The organism is Gordonia sp. PS3 (assembly GCF_041950545.1).
Lineage (GTDB): Bacteria > Actinomycetota > Actinomycetes > Mycobacteriales > Mycobacteriaceae > Gordonia > Gordonia sihwensis.
Genome location: NZ_CP169524.1, coordinates 529,789 through 541,731, shown reverse-complemented (window position 1 = coordinate 541,731; position 11,943 = coordinate 529,789). Strand labels below are relative to the sequence as shown.

Here is an 11,943-nt window from a genome sequence, read left to right as displayed (position 1 = left end):
GTGTAATCACCGGCGGATCCGCAGTTAGCGTGGTTTCAACATCCCTGTTCAGAAAGGCCTCCCGTGGTTCATCCGTCCGACCCGCAGTATCCGAGCGGCGCTCCCGGCCGGCCCCTGCCACAACCGCCCCTGCCACAACCGCCACAGCCGTCGTCGTACGGGCCGCCCCACCGGTACGGACCCGCGCAGCCGCCGTACGCACCGAACCCCTTCCCGCCCGGCCCGTGGCCGCAGCAGCCGCCGGTGAAGGGTCCGAAGCCGATGTTCTTCGGCATCGTGGCGGTGACCGCACTGGTGGTCGCCGGACTGACGACGCTGCTGATCCTCGCCCCCTGGGACTCCGACCGCGACACCGGTGCGGCGCCGGAGACCACGCGGACGTTCGCGCTCAAGGGCGGGACGTCCGTGGAGGTCCGGGTGCCCGCCGGCTGGACCGCCGTCACCGACACCAACGACGGCGCGCCCGTCGTGGTGCTGCGGGCCGCCGACGACGACCGGGTGCTGTCGCAGATGTCCGACGACCTCACCTCGCTCGGCGAATCCGGCTCGGGCACCCCGGTGCACACGGTGGTGGTGTTCGCCGACAGTTGCTCCGGAACCGCCTCGGTCGGCGAGTGGAAGACCAAGAGCCGTGACGACTCCGCGAACGGCCACACCGAGCAGTGGCTGTACGCGACCTCGAGCGTCGACGGTCGCACCTGCGTCAACATGTCGGGTGCCGACGCGGGCGCCGACCCCGTCTCCGCCGGATCCGCGGGCCGCGACCTCCTCAAGCGGTTGATCAGGGAGAAGCGCATCACAGCGACGAAGTCCGTCTAGCTCTCGCGGGTAACCTGGCCAGGTGCCTGCCGGTCTGTCGTTTCTGCTGTCGAACACCGATCTCAACGCCCGCGGATTCGGAGTGCGCGCCGCGTTCGGCTCCGTGGCGCAGGCGCGAGAGGCCCTCGCCGCCGGCACCGTCGACTTCGTCGGCGGCGCCCTCGGCTTCGACACCGGCGGTCCCGCATCATTGATCACCCCCGAACGGGTCGACTTCTCCCCCGCAGCCACTCCCGCGACGGTCGACGGCTCGGTGGTCGCGGAGGTCTCGGTGACCCCGGACTCGGTGCACCGCGAGCGAGTCGTCCGCGCACTCGACGCCATCGCGTCGGGCGCCGCCGAGAAGGTGGTCGTGGCTCGCAGCCTGGACGCGTCGCTCACCCGGGCCGTCGAGCCGGCCGAACTGATCGGCCGATTCACGGCCACTGCCGGCGGGTCGACGGTGTTCGCCGCCGATCTGAGCGCTGCGCCGGGACACGACGGCAACTGGCTGATCGGCGCGAGTCCGGAACTCCTGCTCCGCAAACGCGGTTCCATCCTCCAATGCGTTCCCTACGCGGGGTCGGCCCCGAAGTTCGACGCCGCAGGCCGTCCCGTTCCGAACGCCGCCGAGGAACTCAGCCGTTCGGCGAAGGACTTGCGCGAGCACGCGTACGTCGTCGACTATCTGCGCGACCTGCTCCAACCGCTGTGCAGCCGTATCGCCATCCCCGACCGGCCGCAGACCATCTCCACCAACCACGTCTGGCATCTGGCGACGCCGATCACCGGAGAGCTGGCCGATCCGACGATCACGGCGCTGGAACTGGCGGCGCTGCTCTCCCCCACACCCGCCGTCTGCGGGACACCGACCGAAGCCGCGGCGCGGATCATCGAGGAGGTCGAAGGACCGCGGGAGTTCTACGCCGGAACCGTCGGCTGGTGCGACGCCGCCGGCGACGGGGAATGGGTGGTCTCGATCCGGTGTCTCGAGCTCGACTCGTCACGCACGAAGGTCAGCGCCTGGGCCGGAGGCGGCATCGTCGCCGGCTCCGACCCCGACGCCGAGGTGGCCGAGACCACGGCGAAGTTCCAGACGGTGCTCAGTGCACTGGCCGACGCGGACCGCCCGGTGCGTGCCGACGCCTGAGCTCAGCCCAGCGCCGCGTCCAGATCGCGCAGCAGATCGTCCGCGCTCTCCAGACCCACCGACAGCCGGACCATCGAGTCGGTGAGACCGATCGCCGCACGGCCGTCGGGCCCCATCGCCCGGTGGGTGGTGGTGGCCGGATGCGTGATGAGGCTCTTGGCGTCACCGAGGTTGTTGGAGATGTCGATGATCTGCAGTCCGTTGAGCACTTCGAAGGCCCGCTCCTTGCCGGAAAGACCCGGCCGGTCGGCGAGTTCGAACGTGATGACCGTTCCCCCGCCGGACATCTGCGAGCGCGCCAGCTCGTACTGCGGGTGCGACGACAGGAAGGGATAGATCGCCTTGGCCACCCGGGGATCGGCGTCGAGGAATTCGGCGACTCGCAGCGCGGTGGCGACCGACTGGTCGAGCCGCAGCTTCATCGTCTCGAGGCCCTTGAGCATCACCCACGCGTTGAACGGACTGAGAGCCGGACCGGTGTGACGCATCAGTTCCCGCACCGGGCCGTCGATGAACTCCTGCGTGCCGAGCACCGCACCGCCCATCACCCGGCCCTGGCCGTCGATGTGCTTGGTCCCCGAATACACGATGACGTCGGCGCCCATGTCCAGACCGCGTTGCAGCAGCGGGGTCGCGAATACGTTGTCGAGCACCACCGTCGCGCCGGCCGCGTGCGCCATCTCCGACACCTTGCGGACATCGACCAGCGTCTGCATCGGATTCGACGGCGTCTCGAAGAACACCGCGTCCGTCGGCTCGGCGAGGGCCCGCTCCCACGGGTCGAGGTCTTCTCCGTCGACGAAGACCGTCTCGACGCCCCAGGACGGGAGGATCTCGTTGCAGATCACGAAGCAGGAACCGAAGAGGCTGCGCGCCGCGACGAGGCGGCTGCCCTTCTTCAGCAGCGCACCCAGTGCCACGAAGACCGCGGCCATGCCGCTCGCCGTGGCGAAGCAGGCCTGCGTCCCCTCGATCTGGCGGAGCCGCTCCTGGAACATCGCGACGGTCGGATTCCCGTAGCGGGTGTAGACGAAACGCTGTTCTTCGCCGGTGAAGGCGCGTTCGGCCGCCTCGGCCGACTCGTAGACGTATCCGCTGTTGAGGTAGAGCGCTTCGGAGGTCTCGAAGAAGCCGGAGCGAAGGATCCCACCGCGCACGGCGACGGTCTCTGGAGAAACCCAGTCGGGCAGCTCTCGGCTCATTTCACAGACTCCTTCATGACTGTCGCCAGGGCAGCGACGCGGCGCGCCAACCGGCCCCGCCACGGTGCCCGTCGGCGTCGATCGGGCCTTCGAACCCGTCGAGAATGTTGTACGCCTGCCCGAATCCGGCGGCGACCGCGGCCTCCGCTGCACCGATGGACCGATGGCCCGAGCGGCACAGGAACAGCAGTTCGTCGTCCGGCTCCACGCCGGCCTCGCGCAGTTGGTCGACGAAGCGCGGATTGGGCGCACCGTTCGGGTAGTCGATCCACTCGACGAACAGCGTGCGCTTGCCGAGCGATTCGGTGTCCGGCACTCCGACGAAGTTCCATTCCGCTTGCGTGCGGCAGTCGATGAGGACTGCCTTCGGATTCTCCGCGAGCCGCTGCCATGCCTGCTCACACGTCACGTCGCCGCTGTAAGTCATCGGTTGCACACCTTCCACTCACCGTTCTCCCGGATCAGCCGCAGCGAGGTCGTCTGCTCGTCGTCCGCGGTGTTCTCGCGGTTCCAATGGGCTTTCACGGTGGCGCTGTCGCCGGTGACTTCCACGTCCATGTTCGGCACGACGATCTTGCCCTTGGCCTCGTTCTCGGCGCGGTTCTGCTCCGCGAACTGGACCGACTTCGGGAAGTCGGCGGCGTCCACATCGGCCTGACAGAACGAGCCGACGTACTGGTCGTAGTTGAGCGTGCCCATCGCGCTGTACATGTCGTTGACCGTGTGCTGCACCTGAGCGGAGTCGCTGAGCCGTTCCTCCGGCGGATTCACCAGGGCGGCGATCAGGACCCACGCCAGCAGCACCACCACGAGCGCACCGGCCAGAATCATCGGGAGCGCCGCTTTCCACGACCGCGGCTGGTCGTCCTCCGGGAGGTCGTGAGACGCCGGCTGGTCTTCGTTCATGACAGCCGAGTGTATCGGCCCATGTCCAGGGACTTTCAACCGTGCCGTCCGGCGACGGGCCACCTTCACCGGGCGCGATTCGTCAATAGTTTTCGGCACCCGATCTTCGACTGAGGTATACCTCACATCGAAATTTTGGCGGCGACCTCACAAGACATAACGTAGAGGTATCCCTGTCCAACCAGCTGAGGAAGCACCTGGAAATGAGTGACAACAGCCGCCCGTTGCGGGTCGCGATCGTCGGTGCCGGGCCGGCCGGCATCTACTGCGCCGATGCACTGATGAAGTCCGACACCGCGTCCGAGCGCGGCGTGAGCATCGATCTCTACGAGCGCATGCCCGCCCCGTTCGGTCTCATCCGGTACGGCGTCGCACCCGATCACCCGCGCATCAAGGGCATCATCACCGCTCTGCACAAGGTGCTCGACAAGCCCCAGGTCCGCCTGCTCGGCAATATCGACTACGGCACCGACATCACCCTCGCCGACCTGCGCAAGCACTACGACGCCGTCGTCTTCTCCACGGGCGCCACCGACGACCGCGCTCTGCAGATTCCGGGCGTCGACCTCGAGCGCAGCTACGGCGCCGGCGAGTTCGTGGCCTGGTACGACGGCCACCCGGACTTCTCCCGCGAATGGCCGCTGGAGGAGGAGAAGGTCGCCGTGATCGGTGTCGGGAACGTGGCCCTCGACGTGGCCCGCGTGCTGGCCAAGACCGGCGACGAGCTGCTCCCGACCGAGATCCCGGACAACGTCTATCAGGGGCTCAAGGCCAACAAGGCGGTGGAGGTGCACGTCTTCGGACGCCGCGGCCCCGCCCAGGCCAAGTTCACTCCGCTGGAGCTCAAGGAACTCGACCATTCGCCGAACATCGAGGTCATCGTCGATCCCGAGGACATCGAGTACGACGAGGGATCGGCCGTCGCGCGCCGCTCCAGCAAGATCACCGACCAGGTCGCGACGATCATCGAGAACTACGCGATCCGCGAGCCCAAGCAGGGTGCGATCCACAAGCTCTTCCTGCACTTCTTCGAGAACCCGACGGAGATCCTCGGCGAGGACGGCAAGGTGGTCGGACTCCGCACCGAGCGCACCGAGCTCGACGGAACCGGCAACGTCAAGGGCACCGGCAAGACCCGCGATTGGGACGTCACCGCCGTCTACCGGGCGGTCGGCTATCTGTCGGACAATCTGCCGGAGATCCCGTTCGACGACCAGGCGGGCGTGATCCCCAACGAGGCCGGCCGGATCTTCGACGACGGCAAGCACCTCACCGGCCTGTACACCACCGGCTGGATCAAGCGCGGTCCGGTCGGCCTCATCGGCCACACCAAGGGCGACGCGAACGAGACCGTCGAGTGCATCCTCGAGGACATGCGCAATGGTGTCCTCAACGAGGTCGAGGACGCCTCCGAGGCCTCCGTCGTGGATCTGCTCGAATCGCGCGGCATCCCGTTCACCACCTGGGACGGCTGGTACCGGCTCGACGAGCACGAGCGCAAGCTCGGCGAAGCGCAGGGCCGCGACCGCGTCAAGGTGGTCGAGCGCGAGGACATGCTCGCCGCCTCCGAACCCCACAAGGTGAACCGGGGCTGACGGCCGCGCTGCCCAGCCGCCGGGCTGGTTGAGCGAGCGCAACCCCCAGGCTGGTTGAGCGAGCGCAACCCCCCAGGCTGGTTGAGCGAGCGCAACCCCCCAGGCTGGTTGAGCGAGCGCAGCGAGTCGAAACCACCGTCACCCACCACACCCGAAAACCGAAGGGAGGGCGACCGATCCCGGTCGCCCTCCCTTCGCGTCTGCGACGTCAGTTCACCGCCGTCGCCGGTCTCTACGAGCCGTTGCCGACGGTGGTGGACTTGTCCTTCGGCTGCGCTCGACGCACGTTCTGCCAGAACCCGACGTTGTTCATCGGGTTCTCGACTTGCTGCCCGATGGTGTAGCCGGAGATCGACGCGGGCCAGCAGCCCTTCCATGTGGTGTCGAAGGCGACGAAGGTCTTGCCCGGCTTCAGCTCACCGAGCTTGTTGGTGATCTTGCCGTCCTTGTCCTTCGTCTGCGGAACCCACTTGCTGGCACCGCCGAACTCGGTCACCGTCACACCGGTCATGGTCGAGCCGCCGATGTTCGTGACGCCCATCCAGCGATGCATCTGCCAGACGGGACCGTCGGACCAATTCGGACCCCACAGTTTGAAGGTGCAGGAGATCCCGCCGATGATCTGGAGGTCGCCGGGGGTGCCGGCGTGCGCCTGCGGAACCGCAGCCAGAGAACCCGCGCCGATCGCGCCGGCGGCAGCTACCGCCGCCGCCATCCGTGTCAGGGACTTCTTCATGTCAAGAGCCTTTCGTGTCGTCGGTCGGTAGGTCGACTGGTCCCACCCTTACTCGTGTATCGGGGCTCGCACAGACCTTTGTTACCCAATCGTTCAGGAGACGCACAGGATTGAAACCATCGGCAGACCTGCCCCGGGCCGGGTTCGGCGCCATGACTTAGGTAAGGTATGCCTTTGTGAAAAAGGTGATCGGGGCCGTCGTTCTGGTGGTCGCCATAGGCATCGCGTTCGTCGCATCGATCGCGATCGGCACACGCGACGTGCCGCCGGGTGAGGTCCTGAACGCACTGCTGCACGGATCGAGCAGTCCCGACGGGCTCGGAGTTTTGGTCCACAGCAGGCTGATCCGCACGGTGCTCGGTCTCGTGGTGGGACTGGCGATCGGCGCGGCCGGCGCACTCGCGCAAGGGCATACGCGCAATCCGCTCGCCGACCCCGGTCTGCTCGGGATCAACGCGGGCGCTGCCTGCGCGGTGGTCACCGGGGTTTTCGTCTTCGGTACCTCCGGCCCTCTGGCCAACACCGTCCTGGCGCTGGCGGGCGCGTTCGTCGCCGCGGCGGCGGTGTTCGGGCTGTCGACGGTCACCGGATCGTCGCCGCTGACACTCGTGCTGGCCGGAGCCGGGCTCAGCGCGTGTCTCACGGCGGTGTCCTCCGCACTCGTCCTCTCGGACGGCGCCACCCTCGACACCTGGCGGTTCTGGAACGTCGGAGCCGTCTCGGGCCGCGGCGCCGACGTGCTGTGGACCACGCTGCCCTTCATCGTGGTGGGACTGGTTCTCGCCTTCGCGGGCGGATGGTTCCTCAACCTGATGAGCCTCGGCGACGACATGGCGACGGCATTGGGCGGTCGCGTCGGTCTCATCCGGGTCACCGGCATCATCGGCATCGCGCTCCTCGCCGGGGCCGCGACCGCCGCGTGCGGGCCGATCGTGTTCCTCGGGCTGATCGTTCCCCATATCGCTCGCGCGTTCACCGGGCCCGACTACCGCTGGATCGTCCCCTACTCGGCACTCGCCGGCGCACTTCTGATCCTGGTCTGCGATGTCATCGGCCGGGTCATCGCCCGGCCGGGCGAGGCACAGGTGAGCGTGGTGCTGGCGCTGATCGGCGGGCCGATGCTCATGATCATGGTCCGACGCAGGAGGCTCCCGACCGTATGACCGCCACCGTTCGCCCGCCCATCACGATCGGCGTCGGCAGCGCCCGATGGGTCGTCCGCCGCAGACTCGCGGCCTGCTCCCTCGCCGGCGCCCTGCTCGCGCTGGTCCTCTTCCTGATCGGGCTGTCGGTGGGGTTCACCACGCCCGTCGACGTGGCGCGCATCCTGCTCGGCGGCGGCCGCGTCGCCGAGAACATCGTCATCTTCGACGACATGCTGCCGCGTGTGCTCGTGGCGGCGCTGGCCGGCTTCGGCCTCGGTCTCGCCGGTTGCCTCACACAGGTGATCACCCGCAACCCGCTCGCCGTCCCGGACATGCTGGGCATCACCACCGGCGCGAGTGCCGGTGCCGTACTTGCCCTGACCTCGGCGAGCACCGGATTCGGCGGCTTCTTCGCGAACCTCGGCGTGCCGCTGTCGGCGCTGATCGGCGGCCTCGCGACCGCGGCGCTGATGTACGTGCTGGCCTGGACCAAGGGCCAGGTGGTCACCAGCACACTGCGCCTCATCCTCATCGGTGTCGGAATGACCTGGATGATGCAGGCCGCGGTCGGATACCTGATGTCACGTGCGGACCTGCACGACGCCGCGAGCGCGCAGACGTGGATCATCGGCTCGCTGGCGAACACCGGCTGGAGTTCGGTGCCGCCGGTGGCGGTGGCCGCGGCCATCGGAATCATCTGGACCGCGATCATCGCGCGCACGCTCGCCGTCAGCGGCCTCGGGCCCGACGTGGCCCGTGCGCTCGGCGTACGTCTCGGCGTCGTCACCTACGGAACGCTGCTCACCGCCGTGGTGGTCGCGTCGCTCGCGGTGTCGGCGGCCGGGCCCATCGCCTTCGTGGGCCTGGCCGCGCCGCAGATCGCCGTCCGCCTGGCCCGCAGTTCTCAACCCACGCCGGTGTTCTCGGGCGTGGTCGGGGCGTGCATCGTCCTGGCCGCCGACATCGTGTGCCGCACGGTCCTGCCCGACGGTCTGCCGGTGGGCGTGGTCACCGCGGCGGTGGGCGGACCGTTCCTCGTCTTCATGATCGTGCAGGCGGCACGCAAGTCCTCGGTGTAGCGGATCGTCGGTGCCGGCGGATCAGCTCATACCCGGCGGGATCCGCCCGGGTCGAGGGGGCGGGGTCCGGCCGGTCGCTGGCCACCGGGCCCCACCGGTCCGCGCGGTCCCGGCTGCGCCATCGGTCCGGGACGTTGCGGAGGTCCCTGAGGCATCGGCGGTCGGGGCATCGGGGGCGCCTCGCGCCGAATCGGACGCTCCGGAACCCGGATCGCCTGAGTTCCCGCCTCCATCGCCTCGGTATCGGTGTCGTCGGCGGGCGACGGCGCGGTCTGCGGAATCGGCTTGATCTCGGTCGGCGTCTCCGCGTCGTGGTCCGCGCGCAGAGGCGTCACCAGTCCCGCTGCGCGCGTGGCCTTCTCGCGCGCGATCTCAATCGTGGGTGCGGTCGCCACCGCCACCCCCATCCGCCGGCGCGCGTAGCTCTCGGGCTTACCGAACAGGCGCAGATCCACGTCGGGATCGGCGAGGGCGTCGGCGACGCCTGCGAATCCGATGGCCGTGTCCTCGTGCTCGCCGTAAATCACCGCCGAGGCGCCGGGCGCACGGGCAATCGTGTTCACCGGCAGTCCGAGGACGGCTCGAGCGTGGAGTTCGAACTCCGACAGGCGCTGCGTGGCCATGGTGACCAGACCGGTGTCGTGCGGGCGCGGGCTCACCTCCGAGAAGTAGACCTCGTCGCCTTTGATGAAGAGTTCGACGCCGAACACTCCCCTGCCGGTGGCGACCCCGTCGCCCATCGCGGTCGCGATCCGGGCCGCGATCGAACGCGCTATGTCGTAGGCGGCCGGGCTCATCGGCTGCGGCTGCCAACTCTCGACGTAGTCTCCGTCCACCTGGCGGTGGCCGATCGGATCGCAGAAGTACGTGGCCAGTCGCCCGGTGGCCGGGTCGACGGCGCGGACCGTGAGAAGGGTGATCTCGTAGTCGAATTCGACGAACCCCTCGACGATCACGCGGTCGTTGTTGACTCGGGCTCCGGTCCGGGCCGCCTCCCACGCCGCGTCGACGTCCTCGGGGCCGCGAAGGACCGACTGCCCCTTGCCCGACGACGACATCACCGGCTTCACCACACACGGGAATCCGATGCTCCCGGCCGCCGCGCGCATCTCCTCGAGCGATCCCGCGAAAAGGTACGGGGACGTCGGCAGGCCGAGTTCTTCGTCGGCCAGCCGCCGGATGCGCTCGCGATTGAGAGTCGCGGAGACGGCCTTCGCGCTCGGGATCACTTCGGCGATCGACTCGGCTTCCACTCGCTCCAGGGCTTCGGTTGCGATGGCCTCGATCTCCGGGAGCACGTAGTGCGGGCGATGCTTGTCGATCACCGCGCGCACTTGGTCCGGATCCATCATGTCGATCACCTCGGCGTGGTGCGCCACCTGGTGCGCCGGGGCGTCGGCGTAGCGATCAACAGCGATCACTTCGACGCCGAACCGCTGCAGCGCGATCGTGACCTCCTTGCCGAGTTCGCCCGATCCGAGCAGCAACACCTTCACCGCGGTCGGACTCAGCGGAGTTCCGATCACCTTTGCAACCATGCCCCGGATTCTACGGGTGCACAGCTCCGGAGACGGTCGGCGCTCGCTCGGCCGAATGACCTCGTGAGCGGGCGGTGCACCGAACGCACACGTTCTACGCTGGGTGCATGACCGATTGGCGTGCACCTCGCGCGGCCGCCGGGGTCAAGGAGCACTGGAGCCTGCTGGTGGCAGCGCAGCAGGATCGGCTCGTAATACCGAACGACTGCAACCCAGATCATCGTGCCGTCGGAGGAACTTCATTCACTGCTGCCGAGTTCCGCTGAGGCCGCTGGCCGCATGCTCCCGGGCCGGGTGTGTCCGGTCAGGCGGCCAGGAGTGTGTCGAGGTAGTTCTCGATGCGGGATTCGCTGGGTTCGGGCGGCGGTTGGGGTTGGTGGTCCGGGAGGAGTTCGGCGTGGTGGATCTGGTTGATCCGCCATCCGGGCGGTCTTGTCCCGCCGCGGCTGGTGTTGTCGCTGGGTCGCCAGGCGACGCGGCCGGCGTGGGGTCCGTCGATCAGGATCATCGTCTGCCATTGGCCGCGGCGGGGGCCGACGGAGCGATTGTGACGTCCGCATGCGGCGCCGAGGTGGTCGATGTCGGTGGGTCCGCCGTCGGCCCAGTCCGGGAAATGATGGGCCTGCGTCCGGGTGAACGGGGCTGCGCAGCCGGGGGCGGTGCAGCCGCGGTCGCGGGCGAAGAGCATCAATCGCTGTGCCCGCGACGCGAGCCGGCGTCCTCGTCCGAGGTAGAGGGCTTGTCCGGTGTGGGCGGAGAAGACGGCCAGGTGCGGGGTCGCGGTGGCGGCGACCTCGATCAACTCCGCCACCGGCAGCCGGGTCCCGGTCGCGGTCAACGCGATCCCGGCCCGCTCGGCCAACTCGTGGTCGGTGACAGTGATGACCAGATCACCCGACCGCCGACCACCCCCAACACCCGTGTGGGAGGTGCGCAGCAGCGCTTGCAGACCGTCGTGGGTGCGTTGCGCGGGTGTGCGGGTATCGCGTTTGACGGCGGCGGCGAGGGCGGCCGGGTCGGCCGATTCGACGGTCCCGGATGGGGAGTCGGGGTCGTCGGGGTTGTTCATTCCCGGTGCGGCCCACGACGGCAGTGCGGCTTCCATTTCCGCGCGCAGGGCCGGGGTGAGGTAGCCGCGGACTTTGCTCATCAGCCGCAGATCTTGGGGCAGGATCGTGAAGCCGCGCAGGCGTTTGCGGTCGCGTTCGTCGGTGACGGTTCCGTCCGGGTCGAGGTGTGCGAGCAGTCGGATGCCGGCGGTGCGGACTCCGGCCGGACTCAGCTCGCGGGCGACCCACGCCAGCTGTGCCTCGGCGCGTGCTCGGGTCTGCGCGTCGATGGCGGTGGGGATTTTGTCCATGACGGCGTCGATCTCGCGGACGTGGTCGGGGGCGATCGCTCCCTCGCCGACCGCGACCGCGGTCGCCGGCAGTACCGGTGGGCGGGTTTGGCCTTGTAGGTCGGTGAATCGTCCGATGCCGGCGGCGCTGACGCGTCGGGATCGGGCGGCACCGTCACCGAGCCGTAACCCCTGCGCCAGGTACTGGTGCACCGATAGGTATCCGGCTTTGCGATAGGCGCCGCGGTCGGAGACCTCCACCAGCACCGCGGCGTCGACACCGTCGAGACGACGATGAGTACGTTCCAATGTCTCGACGGTTTCCAGCAGGGTGTCTTCGGGGACCGCGGACAGTGGCAGGGACGCGAACTTGGTTGCCGCAGCTTCCAACAGGCGGGCGAGAGCGGCCGGATCGTCCGGCAGCAGCACCTCCGACGTGACCATCGAACCCACCC

Annotated in this window: 11 protein-coding genes; 5 read left to right on the top strand and 6 right to left on the bottom strand. The window is 68.6% G+C overall.

From position 1 onward, the window contains the following. Window positions 1-243 precede the first annotated feature (243 nt). Both ACE11G_RS02450 and ACE11G_RS02445 read left to right on the top strand, forming a co-directional pair. A complete protein-coding gene (locus tag ACE11G_RS02450; RefSeq protein WP_231650172.1) occupies window positions 244-819 on the top strand; it encodes a hypothetical protein in 576 nt (191 codons plus the stop codon). Window positions 820-841: 22 nt separating this feature from the next. Then, window positions 842-1,948 carry an isochorismate synthase MenF gene (locus tag ACE11G_RS02445; protein WP_062366088.1) on the top strand — a complete coding sequence of 369 codons (1,107 nt, stop codon included), beginning with the start codon at window positions 842-844 and terminating at the stop codon, window positions 1,946-1,948. 2 nt (window positions 1,949-1,950) lie between these two features. On the opposite strand, the gene ACE11G_RS02440 is transcribed toward ACE11G_RS02445, so the two are convergent. Genes ACE11G_RS02440 through ACE11G_RS02430 form a run of 3 tightly spaced genes read right to left on the bottom strand, consistent with a single transcriptional unit; the run spans window position 1,951 to window position 4,056 of the window. After that, window positions 1,951-3,150 carry an O-succinylhomoserine sulfhydrylase gene (locus tag ACE11G_RS02440; RefSeq protein ID WP_062366091.1) on the bottom strand — a complete coding sequence of 400 codons (1,200 nt, stop codon included), beginning with the start codon at window positions 3,148-3,150 and terminating at the stop codon, window positions 1,951-1,953. A gap of 13 nt (window positions 3,151-3,163) precedes the next feature. Then, the gene (locus tag ACE11G_RS02435) at window positions 3,164-3,577 is read right to left on the bottom strand and encodes a rhodanese-like domain-containing protein (protein WP_006896154.1); all 414 of its coding nucleotides are present in this window, start codon (window positions 3,575-3,577) and stop codon (window positions 3,164-3,166) included. After that, on the bottom strand, window positions 3,574-4,056 hold the full coding sequence (locus ACE11G_RS02430) for a hypothetical protein (RefSeq protein WP_045538260.1): 483 nt from the start codon (window positions 4,054-4,056) through the stop codon (window positions 3,574-3,576). Before ACE11G_RS02430 ends, ACE11G_RS02435 begins: the two co-directional genes overlap by 4 nt. 203 nt (window positions 4,057-4,259) lie before the next feature. Between ACE11G_RS02430 and ACE11G_RS02425 the strand changes: the two genes are divergently transcribed. Continuing rightward, a complete protein-coding gene (locus ACE11G_RS02425; protein ID WP_006896152.1) occupies window positions 4,260-5,651 on the top strand; it encodes an FAD-dependent oxidoreductase in 1,392 nt (463 codons plus the stop codon). A 232-nt stretch (window positions 5,652-5,883) separates the two neighbouring features. Here the strand turns inward: ACE11G_RS02425 and ACE11G_RS02420 are convergent, their stop codons facing one another. Next, window positions 5,884-6,387, bottom strand: coding sequence for a hypothetical protein (locus ACE11G_RS02420; protein WP_006896151.1), 504 nt, complete (start codon window positions 6,385-6,387; stop codon window positions 5,884-5,886). 176 nt (window positions 6,388-6,563) lie between these two features. Between ACE11G_RS02420 and ACE11G_RS02415 the strand changes: the two genes are divergently transcribed. Together ACE11G_RS02415 and ACE11G_RS02410 are read left to right on the top strand one after the other, a co-directional pair. After that, window positions 6,564-7,550: an iron ABC transporter permease gene (locus ACE11G_RS02415; RefSeq protein ID WP_006896150.1), complete on the top strand. Its 987-nt coding sequence runs from the start codon at window positions 6,564-6,566 to the stop codon at window positions 7,548-7,550. Then, window positions 7,547-8,611 (top strand): iron chelate uptake ABC transporter family permease subunit, encoded by a 1,065-nt coding sequence (locus ACE11G_RS02410; RefSeq protein WP_006896149.1) that lies wholly within the window; start codon window positions 7,547-7,549, stop codon window positions 8,609-8,611. Before ACE11G_RS02415 ends, ACE11G_RS02410 begins: the two co-directional genes overlap by 4 nt. 26 nt (window positions 8,612-8,637) lie before the next feature. On the opposite strand, the gene purT is transcribed toward ACE11G_RS02410, so the two are convergent. Together purT and ACE11G_RS02400 are read right to left on the bottom strand one after the other, a co-directional pair. Continuing rightward, window positions 8,638-10,149 carry a formate-dependent phosphoribosylglycinamide formyltransferase gene (purT, locus tag ACE11G_RS02405; RefSeq protein WP_375003549.1) on the bottom strand — a complete coding sequence of 504 codons (1,512 nt, stop codon included), beginning with the start codon at window positions 10,147-10,149 and terminating at the stop codon, window positions 8,638-8,640. A 304-nt stretch (window positions 10,150-10,453) separates the two neighbouring features. Continuing rightward, a complete protein-coding gene (locus ACE11G_RS02400) occupies window positions 10,454-11,932 on the bottom strand; it encodes a DUF222 domain-containing protein (RefSeq protein WP_375003547.1) in 1,479 nt (492 codons plus the stop codon). Window positions 11,933-11,943: the final 11 nt, after the last annotated feature.